Origin of the sequence: Leucobacter sp. USHLN153 (genome assembly GCF_037145615.1) — a bacterium.
Taxonomy (GTDB): domain Bacteria; phylum Actinomycetota; class Actinomycetes; order Actinomycetales; family Microbacteriaceae; genus Leucobacter.
The window spans coordinates 294,150-312,613 of record NZ_JBBCXE010000004.1 but is presented as its reverse complement, the minus strand read 5'-3'; the positions used below and the strand labels follow the sequence as shown (position 1 = coordinate 312,613).

General features: G+C 67.6%; 15 protein-coding genes. 3 read left to right on the top strand and 12 right to left on the bottom strand.

Going from position 1 to position 18,464, the window contains the following annotated elements; genetic code table 11:
• Positions 1-10 precede the first annotated feature (10 nt).
• Positions 11-1,504 carry a protoporphyrinogen/coproporphyrinogen oxidase gene (locus tag WFH00_RS09330; protein ID WP_336660555.1) on the bottom strand — a complete coding sequence of 498 codons (1,494 nt, stop codon included), beginning with the start codon at positions 1,502-1,504 and terminating at the stop codon, positions 11-13.
• Positions 1,494-2,606 carry a uroporphyrinogen decarboxylase gene (gene hemE / locus WFH00_RS09325; RefSeq protein ID WP_336660554.1) on the bottom strand — a complete coding sequence of 371 codons (1,113 nt, stop codon included), beginning with the start codon at positions 2,604-2,606 and terminating at the stop codon, positions 1,494-1,496. The genes WFH00_RS09330 and hemE overlap by 11 nt, the downstream gene beginning before the upstream one ends.
• A 115-nt stretch (positions 2,607-2,721) precedes the next feature.
• On the opposite strand from hemE, the gene WFH00_RS09320 reads away from it, so the two are divergent.
• A complete protein-coding gene (locus WFH00_RS09320; RefSeq protein WP_336660553.1) occupies positions 2,722-3,972 on the top strand; it encodes a glutamyl-tRNA reductase in 1,251 nt (416 codons plus the stop codon).
• Positions 3,973-4,154: 182 nt separating this feature from the next.
• On the opposite strand, the gene WFH00_RS09315 is transcribed toward WFH00_RS09320, so the two are convergent.
• Positions 4,155-5,216, bottom strand: a complete 1,062-nt coding sequence (locus tag WFH00_RS09315; RefSeq protein ID WP_336660552.1) for a hypothetical protein — start codon at positions 5,214-5,216, stop codon at positions 4,155-4,157.
• A gap of 173 nt (positions 5,217-5,389) precedes the next feature.
• Between WFH00_RS09315 and purL the strand changes: the two genes are divergently transcribed.
• A complete protein-coding gene (purL, locus tag WFH00_RS09310; protein WP_336660551.1) occupies positions 5,390-7,795 on the top strand; it encodes a phosphoribosylformylglycinamidine synthase subunit PurL in 2,406 nt (801 codons plus the stop codon).
• Positions 7,796-7,997: 202 nt separating this feature from the next.
• On the opposite strand, the gene tmk is transcribed toward purL, so the two are convergent.
• The 7 genes from tmk to WFH00_RS09275 form a co-directional block, all read right to left on the bottom strand.
• Positions 7,998-8,630, bottom strand: coding sequence for a dTMP kinase (gene tmk / locus WFH00_RS09305; protein WP_336660550.1), 633 nt, complete (start codon positions 8,628-8,630; stop codon positions 7,998-8,000).
• Between the two features lie 16 nt (positions 8,631-8,646).
• Positions 8,647-11,502 carry a type I DNA topoisomerase gene (topA, locus tag WFH00_RS09300; RefSeq protein ID WP_336660549.1) on the bottom strand — a complete coding sequence of 952 codons (2,856 nt, stop codon included), beginning with the start codon at positions 11,500-11,502 and terminating at the stop codon, positions 8,647-8,649.
• A 191-nt stretch (positions 11,503-11,693) separates the two neighbouring features.
• Positions 11,694-12,497 (bottom strand): M23 family metallopeptidase, encoded by an 804-nt coding sequence (locus tag WFH00_RS09295; RefSeq protein ID WP_336660548.1) that lies wholly within the window; start codon positions 12,495-12,497, stop codon positions 11,694-11,696.
• A 49-nt stretch (positions 12,498-12,546) separates the two neighbouring features.
• Positions 12,547-12,900: a TadE/TadG family type IV pilus assembly protein gene (locus WFH00_RS09290; protein ID WP_336660547.1), complete on the bottom strand. Its 354-nt coding sequence runs from the start codon at positions 12,898-12,900 to the stop codon at positions 12,547-12,549.
• Complete coding sequence (locus tag WFH00_RS09285; protein ID WP_336660546.1) at positions 12,900-13,280, bottom strand: DUF4244 domain-containing protein; 381 nt, start codon at positions 13,278-13,280, stop codon at positions 12,900-12,902. Before WFH00_RS09285 ends, WFH00_RS09290 begins: the two co-directional genes overlap by 1 nt.
• Positions 13,281-13,440: 160 nt before the next feature.
• Positions 13,441-14,313 (bottom strand): type II secretion system F family protein, encoded by an 873-nt coding sequence (locus WFH00_RS09280; protein ID WP_336660545.1) that lies wholly within the window; start codon positions 14,311-14,313, stop codon positions 13,441-13,443.
• A 129-nt stretch (positions 14,314-14,442) separates the two neighbouring features.
• Positions 14,443-15,312: a CpaF family protein gene (locus WFH00_RS09275; RefSeq protein WP_336660544.1), complete on the bottom strand. Its 870-nt coding sequence runs from the start codon at positions 15,310-15,312 to the stop codon at positions 14,443-14,445.
• A 381-nt stretch (positions 15,313-15,693) separates the two neighbouring features.
• On the opposite strand from WFH00_RS09275, the gene acs reads away from it, so the two are divergent.
• Positions 15,694-17,697 carry an acetate--CoA ligase gene (acs, locus tag WFH00_RS09270; protein WP_336660543.1) on the top strand — a complete coding sequence of 668 codons (2,004 nt, stop codon included), beginning with the start codon at positions 15,694-15,696 and terminating at the stop codon, positions 17,695-17,697.
• Between the two features lie 83 nt (positions 17,698-17,780).
• On the opposite strand, the gene WFH00_RS09265 is transcribed toward acs, so the two are convergent.
• On the bottom strand, positions 17,781-18,257 hold the full coding sequence (locus WFH00_RS09265; protein WP_336660542.1) for a RidA family protein: 477 nt from the start codon (positions 18,255-18,257) through the stop codon (positions 17,781-17,783).
• 1 nt (position 18,258) lies between these two features.
• The gene (locus WFH00_RS09260; RefSeq protein WP_336660541.1) at positions 18,259-18,429 is read right to left on the bottom strand and encodes a DUF4177 domain-containing protein; all 171 of its coding nucleotides are present in this window, start codon (positions 18,427-18,429) and stop codon (positions 18,259-18,261) included.
• Positions 18,430-18,464: the final 35 nt, after the last annotated feature.

Here is an 18,464-nt window from a genome sequence, read left to right as displayed (position 1 = left end):
GCGAAGAGTTCTAGTGCTGGGAGGCGCGGGCGTTCGCGTCCCCCGCCGCAACGCTGGCGAGAGCTTTCGAGGCAGCGGCGCGAGCGCCCTGCACGATGGCCGCAAGACCAGTGCCGCTGACCCAGTCACCGGCGAGCGTCACGCCCGCGGGCGCAGACAGTGGCCGCGCGTCTCGCGAGCCAGGCGGGCGGCCCATACGCCACGTGCAGCGGACGAGGTCAACGACGGCATCGGCGGCGATATCGATACCCAGGATACGCGACGCGTCATACCGAGCGATGCGTCGCACTTGGTCATCGTCGAGTCCGACCGTCTCGGGCGCTGAACCCGCGCGACCGTAGGAGAGTCGGATGACGTGGTGCCCCGCACCCGCGGCCCGGGCCCGCTCGGGCCATTTCGCGGTGATGTGGGTAAGCGCTTTCGCGAGGATCGGCGCGGCATCGGCCGCCCCCGATCCTCCCGGTCCGACGGCGTCACGCGCGACGAGGGCTCCGGTACCCCGCGGGGCTGCATCGAGGCGGGCGTCGTGGACCGCCAGTGCGACCACCTCGACGCGGTCGGTTGCGAGACCAACTGCCGCGTCGTCGCCGAGCACGCGACGGGCGACGGCCTCCGGAACCGCGAGCACGATCCCATCGGCCTCAGCGAGCACCTGGTCGTCCTTACCGAGCACGCGCCACGTCGCCTTGCCCCGGGCGGAGTGAGGCGCGTCGGCAGAGGCGGCACCGGCCCCGGCGCCGTCACCGGAGGACTGCCGCCCGATCCGCTGCACTTTGCACCCGAGACGCACCGGCACCTCGAGCCGGGAGAGTTCGTTCGCGAGACCCGCGATCAGCGAAGTCATGCCGTCGCGAAGCCCGGCGACAGCCCCGCCGGCCGCAGCCTGGCTGTCGCGCAGCTGACGGGCGGCCGCGATGAGCGAGCCGCGCTTCTCGAAGGCGGCCGCGAGCCCGGGAACGGCCGAGACCTCGAGTCGCGCAGGATCGGCGGAGTGCACACCGAGCGAGACCGGACGCACGAGGCGGTCGAGCGCGCGGAATCCGAGGCGGCTCCGCACGAGCGCCGCGAGCGAATCCGCGTCGCGCCCGACGGAGCGCGGGAGCAGGGGTTCGATGGCGGCCCGCAGCGCACCAGCAAGCCCCAGGGCTCGTACCGCGGACGCCGAAAGGGGCGTCGCGGGGATGCCGAGGGTGCCAGCAGCCGGTAGCCGCACCGCGCGGGGTCCGTCGATCACCCAGGAGCCGAGCCCCGAGGGCGCCACGATCTCATCGGCCATGCCGATTTCGGAGATGAGCTCGGCGACCGTTCCACCGCGAGTCGCGAACGACTCCGCGCCGATGTCGACCTTCGTGCCGCCCACCTCGACGCCGTGGATGCGACCCCCGAGCCGCTCGGAGCCCTCGAGCACCTCGACCTCGGCACCCGCCAGCGCGAGCTCGCGCGCGGCGATGAGACCGGACGCGCCACCCCCGATGACGACGATGCGAGGCCGCTCAGTAAGCATGTGCGAGCGAGACGATCCGGGTGAGTACGTCGGGGTCGGTCTCCGGAGGAACGCCGTGGCCGAGGTTCAGCACGTGCGCGGGAGCCCGACGGCCGCATTCGAGCACGTCGCGCAGGTGCGCCTCTAGCGCCTCGGGCGATGCGCCGAGGTACGCCGGATCGAGATTGCCCTGCAGCGGCATGGCGTCACCCATGCGGCGGCTCGCCTCGTCGAGCGGCGTGCGCCAATCGACGCCGAGCGTGTCGATGCCAACCTCGGCGAGCTCCTCGAGCAGGTGGCCCGATCCCACAGCGAAGTGGATGACCGGCACCGCGCGAGTGACGGCTTCCGAGCCCTCGCCGACCGTGAATGCGAGGTCGCGCACACGCTCGAGGGTGCGCCGAGACGCGGGCGCCACGTGATTGCGGTAGTCGGAGGCAGAGAGGGACCCTGCCCACGAGTCGAAGAGCTGAACGGCGCTCGCGCCCGCCTCGACCTGCGCTTCAAGGAAGACGCCGCAGAGATCAGCGACCCACTCGAGCAACGAGGCCCAGGTTTCGGGATCGGAGTGCATGAGCGTGCGGGCGCGCAGGTGATCGCGCGACGGGCCGCCCTCGACGAGGTAGGCCGCGAGCGTGAAGGGCGCGCCCGTGAATCCGATGACCGGCGTGGAGCCGAGCGCATCCGCCGTCAGCTTCACGGCGTCGCGCACCGGATCGAGCGCGGCATGCAGACGCTCCGGCGTGAACTCCGCTCGCATGCGGGCGACGTCGGCCGCCGTGCGCACGGGCTCCGCGAACACCGGGCCGCGACCCGCAACGAGATCGACATCGACGCCGACCAGCTTCATCGGCACCACGATGTCGCTGAAGAACACGGCCGCGTCGACGCCGTGGCGACGCACCGGCTGCAGCGTGATCTCGCTCGCGAGCTCCGGGTTGAGGCAAGCATCGAGCATGCGGTGATCGGCGCGGATCGCACGATACTCAGGGAGCGATCGGCCGGCCTGCCGCATGAACCAAACGGGCGTATACTGCGGGCGGTCTCCGCGGAGCGCGCGCATGAATGGCGAACGAGCCGTTCGATCATCGGTCAACGGGTGCGAAGCTGGGAGGATGTTCATCGGTCGAGATGCTAGCTTATAGATCTGATGTGACACATCTGATGTGTTCAGATTCGGCCGAGATCGTGCGCGAATCCCCATTGAATCCCCGATCAGAGATTGTTTAGAGAATCTTATGCTGCTGTGCCTCTCCTTCGATCACCGGGGCTGTTCTTTCCCGCTGCTCGAGCGCCTCACGGGGCGCACTGACGAGATCACGGCGGTACTCTGCGACTCTCCTCTGACCGACGGCGCGGTCGTGCTCTCGACCTGCAACCGCTTCGAGATCTACGTGCAGGCTACGCACGACGTGAGCGACTCGCTGCTCGAGCTCATTGCGGAGACCGCCGGGGTTCCGGCGTCGTCGCTCACCAACGCGGTGGACGTCGAGGTCGATCGGCGCGCGACGGAGCACCTCTTCTCGGTCGCCTCCGGCCTGAAGTCGGCAGTCGTGGGCGAGGAGGAGATCGCGGGCCAGGTTCGACGCGCGCACGCTGAGGCGGTTGAGCGCGGCACCATCACCGACGGCCTCGAGCGACTCTTCCAGGCCGCTACACGCACCTCGCGCACGGTCAAGCACCGCACCGAGATCCACTCGCAGGGTCGCTCGCTCGTGCGTCTCGCCCTGCGTCTGGCGGAGCACCGCGTGACCTCGTGGGCCGATGTTCGCGTGCTGCTCATCGGAACGGGCGCTTACGCAGGCGCGACCGTCGCGGCGCTTCGCTCCCGCGGTGCCGAGCTCATCAGCGTGCACTCCCCCTCGGGTCGCGCGGCCGCGTATGCGGAGAGCCACGAGCTGACCGCGGTCGACCCCGCGAAGCTGCACGAGGCGCTCGACGCGGCAGACGTCATCATCGCATGCAGCCGCACGGAGGAGCCGATCCTCACCGAGGCCCATCTGGTTCCAATGTCGGGCGAAGGATCGCGGAGCCAGCGACTCCTCATCGATCTGGGCATGCCCCGCAACATCGACCCGGCGGTCGCGCGCATCGACGGACTCGAGCTCCTCGATCTCGAGACCATTGCGAAGCACGCGCCCGTGACCGAGCTCGGCGCCGAGCACGAGGCCCTCGAGATCGTGCACGATGCGGCGGTCGAGTTCAGCGCGTCTCGTGCCGAGCGCGACACGCTGCCCGTGCTGCTCGCGCTTCGCACGCATGTGAACGAGATCCTCGAGGAGGAGCTCTGCCGAGCACGGCGCGGCGACGGTGACGGCGTTGCCGAGTCGGCCGCGCCGCAGGTCGAGGCCGCGCTTCGACGCCTTACCGGCCGGCTGCTGCACGCGCCCACGACGCGCATCCGCTCGCTCGGCCGCGAGGGCCGGGCCAGCGAGGCCTCGGAGGCGCTGGAAGCGCTCTTCGGGCTTGCAGCATCTGATCGCGGCTGATCAGCGAGCCCTCGAAGACGCTGGAAGCGCTCTTCGTGCTTGCAGCATCTGATCGCGGCTGATCAGCGAGCCCCCTAAGACGCTGGAGGCGCTCTTCGGTCTCGAGGCGGCTGAGCGCCGGTGATCGCGGTCAGAATCGCAGGGGCTTCGAGCTCCCCGTGATCCTGACCACTCCTTCCCCGCTACTGCAGGTGCGGCGGCCGCGGTGCGCCCGGAACTGAGAAGTCCGGCTGCCCATCGGGGCCAGCGGGCAGCGGGCGACCGTCCGCGAACGTCGGCCAGGGCAGGAGCGGGGCCGAATGCTGAGGCGGCATCGACGGCGCATGGGGGTTCGGCGCCGCGAGCGGTTGCGGCGCTGCCCCTGACTGCGGGTGCTGCTGCAGATGCGGCTGCGGGTGCCGGGAAGCGTCGGCGCGGTAGGGCGCCCCGGAGGGACGGCTAGTGAACCGCGACGCGCGATCCGCCCGTGCCGACTCGCGAGCGTCGGTCCCGAGTGCCCAGCGCAGCAGCAGCGTGATCGATAGACCGAGTGCGGTCAGGATCAGGATTGCCGTCGCGATCTTCCAATACATGTCTGGGATGTAGAGGTCGAACGCCTCGATGCCGACGGGCGCCGTGAACAGGATGCCGGAGAGCACGGCGAGCACACTCGTGACGAAGGCGAAGCGGGTCACCGTCTCGGAGTGCTTCACGCCCACACGAAGCAGCATCTGCGCGCAGAAGATGACCAGACGCGTCACCAGGATCACGAAGATCGACTTCCAGAAGATCTCCCAGAGGAGGCTGAAGGGGTCGTAGGGCGTCATCCAGATCACGATGAGCAGGAGCCCCAGAATGTACGCGTTCGCGATCAGGGCGACCGGCGCGTACCACTCCGACTTCTGCTCTCGTCGCGTGTCGAGAGCCGTGAACGTCACGAACACCGCGAACAGCACGAAGGTCGAGAACACGCGCTCGAACTTGCCCTCGAAATCTCCAATGAAGAGCAGCGAGATCGACGCGATCGTCAGCGCGGCGAGCAAGATGATGCTCACCTTCAAGAAGGTGGAGAGCTTTCGCTGCGGCGAGACCGGGGAACCCGGGTGGGCCTGCGCCGCAGGAGCCTGCGCGGCCGCCCCGTGAGGTGCACCGTCTGCGGGTGCGCCTGCGGGCAGGGCAGTACCCGCCTGAGCGGCGCCCTGAGAGGTGTTGACGCGCCCCGAGCCGGGCTCCGATTCGACTGCGTGGATGTTCGGATCACTCATGGCTTCAGTCTCCCCTGATCTACCGACAATCTCCACTCTAGAGCGACATCGCGGGCCGCGGGTGGGAGCGGTTCGCGAGGCGCGACGCCCCGGTACGAACGCCGTAGACTGGGCGGGTACGTTCGGCGCAATCTGCCGCCGATTCCGATACCGAACCACGGAGCATATCGAGCGTGACTGACATCGACGCCACCCAGAGCGGTCCCCGCCCCGACACGGTCGCCGATGCGATCGCGACGCCCGACAAGGAGCAGCCCTACGGCGCGCTCGGGCTGAAGCCGGATGAGTACGATCAGATCCGCGAGATCCTCGGCCGCCGCCCGACCTCGGGTGAACTCGCCATGTACTCCGTCATGTGGTCGGAGCACTGCTCCTACAAGTCGTCGAAGATCTACCTGCGTCAGTTCGGCAAGAAGGTCAACGACAAGATGCGCGAGCGTCTGCTCGTGGGCATGGGCGAGAACGCGGGTGTCATCGACATCGGCGAGGGTTGGGCGGTGACGTTCAAGGTCGAGAGCCACAACCACCCCTCGTACATCGAACCGTTCCAGGGCGCCGCGACCGGCGTCGGTGGCATCATCCGCGACATCATCTCGATGGGCGCTCGCCCCGTCGCCGTCATGGACCAACTGCGCTTCGGCGCGATCGACGAGCCCGACACCGCGCGCGTCGTGCACGGCGTCGTCTCGGGCATCTCGTCGTACGCGAACTGCCTCGGGCTGCCGAACCTCGGTGGTGAGACGGTCTTCGACGGTGTCTACCAGGCGAATCCTCTCGTCAACGCGCTCGGCGTCGGCGTGCTCCGGCATGAAGATCTGCACCTCGCGAACGCTTCGGGCGCGGGCAACAAGGTCGTACTCTTCGGCGCCCGCACGGGCGGCGACGGTATCGGCGGCGCGTCGATCCTCGCGTCCGACAGCTTCAGCGAGGGCGGCCCGACGAAGCGTCCGGCCGTGCAGGTCGGCGATCCGTTCGCCGAGAAAGTGCTCATCGAGTGCTGCCTCGAGCTGTTCCACGATGAGTTGGTCGAGGGCATTCAGGATCTCGGTGCGGCCGGCATCTCGTGCGCGACCTCCGAGCTGGCCGCGAACGGCGACGGCGGCATGTTCATCGAGCTCGACAGCGTGCTGCTGCGCGATCCCTCGCTCACCGCGGAGGAGATCCTCATGTCGGAGAGCCAGGAGCGCATGATGGCGGTCGTGCATCCCGACAAGCTCGACGCGTTCCTCGCGGTCACCGCGAAGTGGGACGTCGAGACGAGCGTGCTCGGCGAGGTCACCGACACCGGTCGGCTCGTCATCAATTGGCGCGGCGAGGAAATCGTGAACGTTGATCCCTCGACCGTCGCCGTCGACGGCCCCGTCTACGAGCGCCCGGTGCAGTACCCGGCCTGGATCGACGAGCTGCAGGCGTCTGGCGTTCGCGAGTCTGAGCTTGCCCGTGCGACTGGCGGCGACGAGCTCCGCACGCAGATGATCGCCGTGGCGGCGTCCCCGAACCAGGCTTCCGTCGACTGGGTCACCAACCAGTACGACAAGTACGTGCTCGGCAATACCGCACTGTCGTTCCCCGACGGCGCCGGCATGATCCGCGTCGACGAGGAGAGCGGGCTCGGCGTGGCCATCGCGACCGACGCGAACGGCCGCTACTGCCAGCTCGATCCTTACGTCGGCTCGCAGCTTGCGCTCGCGGAGGCGTATCGCAATGTTGCATCTTCGGGAGCCGTGCCAACCGCCGTCACCGACTGCCTCAACTTCGGTAGCCCTGAGAACCCCGAGGTCATGTGGCAGTTCTCTCGCGCGGTCGAGGGCCTCTCGGACGCCTGCCTCGAACTCGAGGTGCCGGTGACCGGCGGCAACGTCTCGCTGTACAACCAGACCGGCGACACCCCGATCTACCCGACGCCCGTCGTCGGCGTGCTCGGCATCATCGATGACGTTGCGCGTCGCATTCCGAGCGGCTGGCAGGACGAGGGCGAGCACCTCTACCTGCTCGGCGTAACCCGCGACGAGCTCGACGGCTCGGCATGGGCTGAAACGGTGCACGACCACCTCGGCGGCCGTCCCCCGGTCGCGTCTCTCGCCGACGAGCGCGCACTCGCTGAGCTGCTGCAGGCCGGCGCTCAGGGCGGTCTCATCTCGGGAGCGGTCGACCTGTCTGAGGGCGGGCTCGCGCAGGCGATCACCGATGGTGCGCTGCGCTTCGGCGTCGGGGCGCGCGTGTGGATCGACGAGATCATGTCGCGCGACGGCGTCGACGAGACCGCGGCGCTCTTCTCGGAGACCCAGGCGCGCGTGCTCGTCGCGGTGCCGCACGAGGAGGAAGTGAAGTTCCGCGGGCTGTGCTCGGGGCGCGATTTCCCGGTGCTGCGCATCGGCGTGACGGATGGCTCGGGCGCTGCTGCGCAGATCGAGGTGCAGGATCGCTTTACGCTGCCCCTCTCCGAGCTGGGGGCGGCCTCTCGCGGCACCCTCCCGAAGTACTTCGGGCCGGTCATCGCCGAGGATTCGCGCGGGGCGTCCCCGAGCGCCGCGGCGCGCTTCGCCCGCGCCGTGCAGGGTCCGCGCATCTCGGAGTAGTTCGGCTCGTCTCGGGGCGCTCGCGCCGGTCGATCGTTCGGCCGGCCAGAGCCACCTACCCGCACCTTTTGAGCGTGCGGCTACCACGACTCGCTGATAGCGGTAGCTCGGCGCCCAAAAGGTACCCGAAGGTGACCCGCAACGTACAGAGACCGCATGTATGGAGCGGCACTCAGCGCGCCATCAGTGATACGGAAATAGCTCAGCGATTGGCGAGCGGTGCGACCCGCGCGATGATCTGCGTGTGGATCTCGTCGATCGGGAGTGACGCGTCGACCACGAGATAACGGTGCGGCTCTTCACGAGCGAGCGCGAGAAACCCCTCCCGCACGGCGGCATGGAACTCCGCAGCCTCTGATTCCAGTCGATCTGCAGCACCTCCGCGGGCGAGGCGCCGGTCGGCGCCCGTCGCCGGGTCGAGATCGAGCAGCACGGTGAGGTCGGGCCAGAGTCCGCCCGCTGCCCACTCGCTGATGCGACGCACCTCCGCCACGTCGAGCACGCGGCCCGCACCCTGATACGCGAGGGATGAGTCGATGTAGCGATCCTGCACCACGACCGCGCCCCGCTCGAGCGCCGGACGCACGATCTTCGCGACGTGCTGCGCGCGGTCCGCGGCGTAGAGCAGCGCCTCCGCTCGCGGGTCAACGTCGCCGACCTCTTCCCCTCCGTGGAGCAGCAGGCGACGAAGCTCGACGCCGAGGCGGGTGCCGCCGGGTTCTCGCGTACGCACGACTTCCAGCCCGCGCTCCTCGAACCAGGCAACCAGGTGTTCGGCCTGCGTCGACTTGCCGGCGCCGTCGCCACCCTCCAGGGTAATGAAGATCCCGCTCATGCCCCGACCCGCTCCGCTACGCCTGCGCTGCGGCTTCAGCGGCGCGATTGGCCGCCCGGGTCGCGGCCGCCTTCTTCGCAGCGGCCGAGCGAGCGGGATCGACGGTCTTCGAAGCTGTGGACTTCGAGGTGGCCTTCTTCCCGGCAGACTTCGCGGTCGTAGCCTTCGCCGCAGTCTTCTTCGCGGCCGGCTTCTTCGCAGCGGGCTTGCGAGCCGGGGCCTTCTTCTTCGCCGGGCCCTTCGCACGCTTGATAGCGAGCAATTCGACCGCACGCTCGAAGTTGATGTCATCGACTGAATCGCCCCGAGGAATGGTCGCGTTCGTCTCTCCATCGGTGACGTAGGGGCCGAAGCGCCCGTCCTTCACCTTGATGGGCTTGCCACTCACCGGATCCGCCTCGAACTCCTTGAGCGCGCTCGACGCGCGCTTCGCGCCGTACTTGGGCTGCGCGAACAATTCCTGCGCACCCGCAAGGTCGACGGTGAAGATCGCGTCCTCGCTCGGCAGCGTACGCGTCTCAGTCCCCTTCTTGAGGTAGGGGCCGTAACGACCGTTCTGCGCTGTGATCTCGGAGCCCGACTCAGGATCGACACCCACGACGCGAGGAAGCTCGAGCAGAGCGACCGCTGTGTCGAGGTCGACCGTCGCGGGGTCCATGCTCTTGAACAGCGAAGCGGTACGCGCCTTCTGCCCCTTCGGGAGTTCCTCGCCCTCGTCGGGCAGTTCCGTCACGTACGGGCCGAAGCGACCATTCTTCGCGACGATGCGCTTCCCGGTCGTCGGATGCAGGCCGACGACGCGATCCTCTGCCGGCTCGGCGTCCGCGAGCTCGTGGGCCTTCGCTGGCGTGAGTTCGTCGGGAGCGAGTCCATCGGGAATGTTCACGCTGCGCGGCTTCAGAGCGCCGTCCTCGCCGACTTCGCACTTGTCGTCGAACACCTCGAGGAACGGGCCATACTTGCCGTTGCGCAGGGAGATCTGGTCGTCGATCTTGATGGTGTTGATGGCGCGCGCATCGATCTCGCCGAGGTTGTCGACCACACCGCGGAGCCCGGGATGGGAGTCGGAACCGAAGTAGAACTCTCCGAGCCACTTACCGCGATCCGCCTCACCCGCAGCAATGCGGTCGAGGTCGCTCTCCATCTCAGCGGTGAAATCGTAGTCCACGAGCTGAGAGAAGTGCTCCTCGAGCAGGCGCACCACGGAGAAGGCGATCCAGCTCGGAACGAGCGCTTGACCCTTCTTCGTCACGTATCCGCGGTCCATGATCGTGCTGATGATGGCAGCGTACGTGGAGGGTCGCCCGATGCCGAGCTCTTCAAGTCGCTTCGTGAGGCTCGCCTCGGTGTACCGCGGCGGCGGGCTCGTCTCGTGGCCCTTTGCCTGGGGCTCCTCGACCGTCAGCGCCTGACCCGCCGAGAGCTGCGGCAGAGCAGCGTTCTGATCGCCGTCCTTCTCGCCGCGCTTCTCGTCCTTGCCCTCCTCGTAGGCGAGCAGGAAGCCTGGGAACGTGATCACGGTGCCGCTCGTGGTGAACTCGGCAGAGGTCGCCGCACCAGCACCCGTTTCCGTTACCTGTGCTCCGAGCGTCACCGTGTCGGTGGAGCCCTTCGCGTCCGCCATCTGGCTCGCCACCGTGCGCTTCCAGATCAGTTCGTACAGTGCGAACTCACCCTGCGTGAGCTTCCCCTTGAGCTGGCTGGGTCGCTGGAACACGTCGCCCGCGGGGCGGATCGCCTCGTGCGCCTCCTGGGCACCCTTCGACTTGCCCGTGTACACGCGAGGCCTATCGGGGAGCGTCTGCGCACCGTACAGTTCCGCCGCCTGAGACCGCGCCGCCTGGATCGCCTGCTGCGACAGCGTCGGCGAGTCGGTTCGCATATAGGTGATGTAGCCGTTCTCGTAGAGCGACTGGGCGAACGACATCGTCTGCCGCGAGCTGTAGCGCAGCTTGCGCGACGCCTCCTGCTGCAGCGTCGACGTGGTGAACGGAGCGGCAGGCCGGCGGGTGTGCGGTTTCGTCTCAACGGAGATCACCTCGGCTCTGGTCCCCGCGGCGAGCGCGGCGGCAAGCGCTTCGGCGCGCTCACGGCCCAGCGCGAGCACGTCGGCTTTCGCGGCACGAGCGGTGAGTCCGCCGTCGTCACCGAAGTCTCCGCCGGTCGCGACGCGCTGCGAATTCAGACGAACGAGTCGTGCGTCGAACGCCGTGAGATCCGGTGCGCCGTCTTGCGGCCGGAAGGTGGCCGTCAGGTCCCAGTACTCCGCAGCGCGGAACGCCTGACGCTCCCGCTCACGGTCGACCACGAGCCGGGTCGCGGCCGACTGCACGCGGCCGGCGGAAAGCTTGGGAGCGACCTTGCGCCACAGCACCGGGGAGATGTCGTAGCCGTAGAGACGGTCGAGGATGCGTCGCGTCTCCTGCGCGTCGACCAGCGCAATGTCGAGCTCACGGGTGTTGCGCTTCGCCGCCTCGATGGCTTCTTGGGTGATCTCGTGGAACACCATGCGGTGCACCGGCACCTTCGGCTGGAGCACTTCGAGTAGGTGCCACGCGATTGCTTCGCCCTCGCGGTCTTCATCGGTGGCGAGCCACAGCTCGTCCGCTCCCTTCAGCGCGCGCTTCAGCTCGGAGACCGTTTTCCGCTTGTTGTCGTTGACGACGTAGTACGGCTGGAAGTTGTTGTCGACGTCGACCGCGAACTTTCCGAAGGCGCCCTTCTTGAGGTCTGCCGGCAGGGCCGAGGGTTCGGCGAGGTCGCGGACGTGCCCGACCGACGCGATCACCTCGTACTCGCTCCCGAGATAGCCGCCGATCGTCTTCGCCTTGGTCGGCGACTCGACAATGACCAGTTTCTTCGTACCCGACACGGGTCTCCTTCGTTGCTTCACGCAGTGAGCGGATTGCACAGCCGCTCCAGCTGAGGGCTCTGCTCCGACACGATACACAGTCTCGCGTGAGAATCCACTTCCGGTTCCCGCGTAAGCCCGCCGACCGTGGGCCTCGGTCCACGACTCGTTCTTGTGGACAGCTCGCGCGGCCCGTCCCCCAGCATACGGAGTCAGGGGCCGCGAGCATCCCCTATATAGAGGTATGGATTCACATCCGGAAATGCGTTCGTCGGCGACGTCGACAGTGTGAAGTGCGTGTGCGGGCCCGACGAACATCCGCTCATGCCCGCAAGCGCGACCGTTTGCCCGGCTCGGACCGCAGCGCCCACGCGCAGCCCCAGTGCCGCCGGTGAACCGGGAGCGACGTGGTTGTGGGAGCTGTAGAGCGTGCTCCCCCGATACTCGTGCCGGATCACGACCGTGTGGTTCGGCCCGTGCCACCAGCTCGGGTTCGCGAGACACGGCGCCGGAATGCCCCCGCCATCCGCACCGGCGGCGACGACTGTTCCGCCGTACGGCGCGTACAGCGCGGAGCCCTCCTCCGCACGAAGATCGATCGAGTACCCGTCGTGGAATCCCTGCGTCACCCCGGGGGTCCCGCTCGGCCACGCCCAACCGTTCTCCTTCACCTCCCCTCCTGGCACCGCTGCCGCCGGAGGCAACCCCGCATGCGCCGACGCTACGACCGCTCCCAGCGGACCGCCGATCGCGACGACGATCCGCGCATCGACGGTCGATTCCTGGAGGTCGCAGCGGGTCAGTGTGCCGCCCGCGTTCTCTACGATCATTCGCGCCACATCGCACGGTTCGCCCAGCTGAACGAACCCAGCGAGCGAATCGGCGGCGGCGAGGGCGGCGGCATCGGCGGCAGCGGCGGCACGATGCGCGCTCTCGACGTGGGTCGCAGCCAGCACGACTGGTAGGCCCAGCCCAACTGCGACCGCCGCACAGGCAAACACGGCGGGCGCGCTCATGCGATCGCTTGTGTCATCGAGGTCGCTCTCCCGTGCCGACTTCCCGTCCTCACAGCACTCCAGCTCCGAAGGGGGCCGCGCAGGAACGCGCCTCGATCGCGAGCATGGCGAGCGGGCCACCGTCCAGTCGCGACCGCACGGTCAGACACCGAAGTCCGCCGATCGTGTCTCGCTTGAGCGTCGCGTTGGCGTCGAGGCGCCCGAGCACCTCCTGAGCCGCATCGGTATCACCGCGAGCTTCGAGGCGCGCGGCTTCCGCGGTGATCGAAACGAGGGCGACACGCTGCGCGGCCAACGACACAGCACCGATCACCAGTCCGAGTAACGCGAGCACCGCGGGCACGACGATCGCGAACTCGGCGGTGACCGTGCCCCGTTCATCCTCCGACAGTGCTCGCAGCATCAACTCACCGAGCCGAGGGCGTTCTCGATGAGCTGCACGAGCATCGCGCGGATTTCTTTGGACCGCATGATCGCGACGAGCAGGCCGGCGAACGCTACCGCTCCGAGGATCACGATCGCGTACTCCGCTGTCACGGCACCGCGTTCATCCGAGATCAGGTCTCGCGCCGCACGGCCCTGCGCTCCCCACCGCGAGAACCGCTTCCCGCCATGACGCGGCTGCCGGAAAGGCACCGACGACACCGCCCCGGCGAACTCGGGCTGTGAGTCACTCGATCCACCGGCGCACATCTGCAGAGCTGGATGCAGCTCCCGACCGTTCTCTGCGGTCCGATCACTGTCGGAGCTCCGATCAAACACGAGCTGAAGAGTGGGTTGCATCTCAAACCTCCTTGACCTCGCACGGCCCCGGCGGTTGCCGGTCCTTCCATCTTGGAAGCGAGTGCCGCATCCCGTTGTCGCGATGCCATCATCTGTGGAGAAAGCGACGAGGTGAGTGTCCAGACCCATCTGGGGAAAACTCACGGCACCACACACTCGATCACACGGCTCCGAACATCGACAGCAGTACCGGAAGCACCCCGAGGACGATGAACGCGGGCAACACGCACACGCCGAGTGGCACCAGTACGCGGACGCCGAGGCGCTCGGCCCCGCGTTCGAGATTCGCGACACTTGCAGCGCGCGCAGCACGCCCTTGCTCGAGCAGCAGCGGACCCAACGGTACTCCTGCGCGAGTCCCCGCCCTGATCGTCGCGAGAAGCGAACTGTCGTTCATGAACGCGTCGAAGCCGACCCATTCCGCCCCCACCTGATCGACCGCGTCGACCACCCGTCGGCACGCGAGCGACGCGGGCGCCCCACCGCCAAGCGCCACCCAGGCGAGTTCGAACTCGAGACCCGCGACATGGTCGAGCGCGGCAACTCGCCTCTGCAGCGCGCGCGACCAACCGACTCCGAGCCCAAGAAGCCCCATGCCGAGAACCGCAAGCGCCGCACCAACGGGGCTCACCAGCACGGGAACCGGGTCGAAGCCCAGCAGCACACTGAGAATGAGCGAGAGGATCGGCAGAGCCGCGACCATCCGCACCGTCGCCTGCGGGCCTGCGAGCAGCACCGTGCGCCGCTCTCGCATGCGCGCCAACTCGCGCAGCGCCGCGGCAATACTCTGGAGCGCTGGAGCGAGTGGCGATCCACTCTGCTCTGCGAGGTGCCAAACAGCAGCCACAACGCGCCACTCCGGAGTGTCGGCTGCGGCGAGCGCTCGGACCGGTCGCATTCCTTCCGCGAGCGCAGTTCGGATCGTCGCTGCGGCAGCGTCGGAAGCAGGCGAACCCGAATGTTCGGCCACCATCGCAAGTGCCCTCGCTGGCGGCACTCCCCCTCGAAGTAGAGCGCTGCAGCGCTCTACCATGCCGGCCGCGGTGCTGCCTGCGGGGTCGGATCTTGCATGACGGCCAAACCGAAGAAAGCCGGGCCGCGGGCGTTCGGAATCACCAGCCGCCCTATTCACTCCGGTGAGCCGCCCTCCCTGCACCAGCATTCAGCGCAGCTTTCGCACGGTAAGGAGTCGATCTCCATCGAGGTCGAGCTCCCCGACGGCCCGCATGCTCGGGCCTCGCGGCCCTCGAGAGAGATGCACCACAAGATGAAGCGCAGTGACCGCCTGTCTTGCGAGCGCCTCAGGGCTCATGCCTGCCAGTGCGCCGAGAGCCTCTAATCTGGCCGGGACCTCCTCGAGGCGGCTCGCGTGCAACGTCCCCGCTCCGCCGTCATGCCCGGTGTTGAGCGCCGCGAGCAACGTCGAAATCTCGGCTCCCCTGCACTCGCCGAGCACGATCCGATCTGGACGCATTCGCAGCGCCTCACGAAGTAGCCGATCGAGCGAAACTTCGCCCACGCCCTCGGCGCTCGCCTGTCGCGATTCGAGCCCAACAGTGTGCAGATGGCGAAGCCGAAGCTCGGCGACGTCCTCGATCGTGACGATCCGTTCGTCTGCGGCTGCGAGGTCGAGCAGTGCTCCGAGCACCGTGGTCTTCCCGCAGCCGGTGCCGCCCGTGATGAGCACGTTGCGACGATGCGCGATCGCCTCTTGCAGAATCTCAGCCACGCGAGGCGAGCACAGCCCGCCGGACAGCAACTCGGCGAAACTCGGTGGGTTGATGCGCGGAAGGCGGATCGACACCGCAGCACCTCCGACGGCGACCGGTGGCAGTACGGCGTGCACCCGAATTCCGTCGCCGAGACGCACATCTGCGCACGGGTGCAACTCGTCGAGATGCCTGCCCCCCGCGGCAATAAGGCCCGTTGCCAGGCGGAGTACCGCCTCTGGCTCTGCGCGCCACTCGGGCACCGGTTGCAGGTGTCCCGTGCGGTCGAGCCAGAGCCGAGCCCCACCGCGGCTCGCGTGCACCACTACATCTCGGAGTTCTGGGTCATCGAGCAGTTCCAGGAGTCCTCCAAAAGCGCGGCGCGCAGCGCGGTTCAGCCCGGCAGTGCGCCCGGTATGAGCTCGCGGGCCGATGTCGCTTACGGGCAATTCGATCGGGGAAGCACACATGGTGGTACTCCAACACGCCCGCGGCGTCGCCAGGCGTTCCCCTGACGAATGCGTGGAGAACTCGTTCGTCACGCCACGGGACACCACATGTGCACGCATCATCAAAATCCGCACGGTGTCTCGCGAGGTATAACCTGGTCTTGCGTTTCCGCGGTCCCAAGTCCGCAGAAACACTCTGGAGCTGGGCCGAGCAGTTCGCACCGGCCCCGCAAGCGATCGAAGATAAGGGTGTCAATGAGCGTTCAGAACGGCAGCATCGAGAGCCATCACCTCCCCGAGCGCGATCAGGCGGCGACCTACCCGCCCGCGGCCGAGTTTCGGGCTCAGGCGAACGTGAACGATCCTTCGGTGTATTGGAAAGCCGCCGAGGATCCCGAAGCATACTGGGCCGGACGCGCCCAGGAGCTGGAGTGGACGAAGCCGTTCACCGAGGTGCTGGACTGGTCGAACCCCCCGTTCGCGAAGTGGTTCCAGGACGGTGAGCTCAATATCGCAGCGAACTGCCTCGATCGGCACGTCGCGGCGGGGTTGGGCGAGCGCGTTGCGATCCACTTCGAAGGTGAGCCGGGCGACACCCGCACGCTGACCTACGCAGAGCTCACCCACGAGGTGAAGCGTGCCGCCAACCTGCTCACAAGTCTCGGCGTTTCCGCCGGCGACCGAGTCGCTATCTACATGCCGATGATCCCTGAGACCGTCGTCGCGATGCTCGCGGTCGCGCGGCTCGGTGCCGCGCACTCCGTCGTCTTCGGCGGGTTCAGCGCTGAAAGCCTGTGCGCGCGCATCGACGACGCCGAGGCACGACTCGTGATCACGGCCGACGGCGGGTACCGCAAGGGCCGTGTCTCGGCGCTGAAGCCGACGGTCGACGACGCCCTTGCGCTGCACGACGGCGGCAGCACCGTCGAGCGGGTACTCGTCGTGGAGCGCGCGGGCAACGACATTGCCATGGAGGCGGGCCGGGATCTCTGGTGGCACGAGGAGATCGCTGCCTTCGACGGTGACCACGAGGCTCAGGGCTTCCCCGCCGAGAACCCGCTCTTCATCCTCTACACCTCCGGCACGACCGGCAAGCCCAAGGGCATCCTGCACACCTCGGGCGGCTACCTGACGCAGGTTTCGGCGACGCACCGCGACGTCTTCGATCTCAAGCCCGAGACCGACGTCTACTGGTGCACGGCCGACATCGGCTGGGTGACGGGCCACAGCTACGTGGTCTACGGTCCGCTCGCCAACGGCGCGACCCAGGTCATCTACGAGGGCACCCCGGAGACACCCGACTGGGGCCGCTGGTGGTCGATCATCCAGAAGTACGGTGTCTCGATTTTCTACACGGCTCCGACCGCGATCCGCGCCTCGATGAAGGTCGGCCGTCAGATCCCGGAGCAGTACGATCTCTCGAGCATCCGCGTGCTCGGATCGGTGGGCGAGCCCATTAACCCCGAGGCATGGCGTTGGTATCGCGAAGTCATCGGCTCAGGCTCCGCGCCTATCGTCGACACGTGGTGGCAGACCGAGACCGGCGCGCTCATGATCTCGCCGCTCCCCGGTCTCACCTCGCTGAAGCCTGGAAGTGCGCAGTCGCCTCTGCCCGGCATCAGCGTGGCGGTGGTCAATGACGATGGAAACCCGGTCGAGAAGGGTCAGGGCGGGCTCCTTGTGGTGCAGCGTCCCTGGCCCTCAATGGTGCGCACGATCTGGGGTGACGACGAACGTTTCAAGGAGACCTACTGGGCGAAATTCGGGGATCGCTACTTCGCGGGCGACGGAGCCCGACTGGACGAGGACGGCGACGTCTGGCTCCTGGGCCGTGTCGACGATGTGATGAATGTGTCGGGGCACCGCCTCTCGACCGCCGAGATCGAGTCCGCGCTCGTCGAGCACCACGCGGTCGCGGAGTCTGCAGTGGTCGGCGCGGACGACGAGACCACTGGTCAGGCGGTGGTGGCCTTCGTGATCCTGAAATCGCAGCAGCAAATCCTGGATCCCGCTGATCCCGACGTCGCCGAAGCCGAGTTGAAGAAGCACGTCGCCGCACAGATCGGCGCAATCGCAAGGCCGCGACAGATCTTCATCGTTTCGGAGCTCCCGAAGACTCGCTCCGGCAAGATCATGCGACGCCTGCTGAAGGATGCCGCGGAAGGGCGCGAGATTGGTGACACGACAACGCTTGCGGACACGGCGGTCATGCAGACCATCTCCGCGCGAGTCAGGACAGAACGCGGCTCGCGCGCCTGAGTCTGATACTCGACGCTCAACATGACAGAGGCCGGGATACCCGTTTCGGGGTCCCGGCCTCTGTCATGAACAGGGGAAGAGGATCAGCCTTCGACCCTGAACGTGAACTCGATCTCCACGGGCGCGTCGAGCGGCAGCACCGCAACGCCCACGGCCGATCGCACGTGAATGCCGAGGTCGCCGAACACGCGTCCGAGGAACATCGAAGCTCCGTTCGCGACCGCCGGCTGCCCGGTGAATGACGGGTCCGAAGCGACGAACGCCGTCACCTTCACGACCTGAGTGATCTTGTCGAGCGAGCCGAGCACGCCACGCACAGCGGCGAGCGCGTTGAGCGCGCAGAGACGCGCGAGCTCCTCCGCTTGCTCAGCGGACACGAGCCCCTCACCGTGGCCGACCTTGCCCGTCAGGGGCAGCTCACCGTTCACGAACGGAAGCTGACCCGACGTCGAGACGTAGTTGCCGTCGCGCAGCGCCGGAACGTAAGCGGCGACCGGCGCGGCCACCTCGGGGATGGAGTATCCGAGTTCGTGGAGCCGTTCCTCAATTACCGATGCCATATCAGGCCTTCCTCTTCATGTATGCGACGTTGCCGCCCGCCGGCCCCTCGATGATCTGCACGAGCTCCCACCCTTGGGCACCCCAGTTGTTGAGGATTTGAGCCTCATTGTGCAGTAGCAGCGGCGTTACAAAGTACTCCCACTTGGGGGCGGCTTCGGCGGATTCACTCACGTGCGGATCTCCCTCGGTTGACGTTGCCCGCGTAC

Coding starts and splice junctions, on each gene's coding strand:
- WFH00_RS09330 (WP_336660555.1), bottom strand. CDS start 1,504: ATGCTTACTGAGCGGCCTCGCATCGTCGTCATCGGGGGTGGCGCGTCC.
- hemE (WP_336660554.1), bottom strand. CDS start 2,606: ATGAACATCCTCCCAGCTTCGCACCCGTTGACCGATGATCGAACGGCT.
- WFH00_RS09320 (WP_336660553.1), top strand. CDS start 2,722: ATGCTGCTGTGCCTCTCCTTCGATCACCGGGGCTGTTCTTTCCCGCTG.
- WFH00_RS09315 (WP_336660552.1), bottom strand. CDS start 5,216: ATGAGTGATCCGAACATCCACGCAGTCGAATCGGAGCCCGGCTCGGGG.
- tmk (WP_336660550.1), bottom strand. CDS start 8,630: ATGAGCGGGATCTTCATTACCCTGGAGGGTGGCGACGGCGCCGGCAAG.
- WFH00_RS09295 (WP_336660548.1), bottom strand. CDS start 12,497: ATGAGCGCGCCCGCCGTGTTTGCCTGTGCGGCGGTCGCAGTTGGGCTG.
- WFH00_RS09290 (WP_336660547.1), bottom strand. CDS start 12,900: ATGCTGCGAGCACTGTCGGAGGATGAACGGGGCACGGTCACCGCCGAG.
- WFH00_RS09285 (WP_336660546.1), bottom strand. CDS start 13,280: ATGCAACCCACTCTTCAGCTCGTGTTTGATCGGAGCTCCGACAGTGAT.
- WFH00_RS09280 (WP_336660545.1), bottom strand. CDS start 14,313: ATGGTAGAGCGCTGCAGCGCTCTACTTCGAGGGGGAGTGCCGCCAGCG.
- acs (WP_336660543.1), top strand. CDS start 15,694: ATGAGCGTTCAGAACGGCAGCATCGAGAGCCATCACCTCCCCGAGCGC.
- WFH00_RS09265 (WP_336660542.1), bottom strand. CDS start 18,257: ATGGCATCGGTAATTGAGGAACGGCTCCACGAACTCGGATACTCCATC.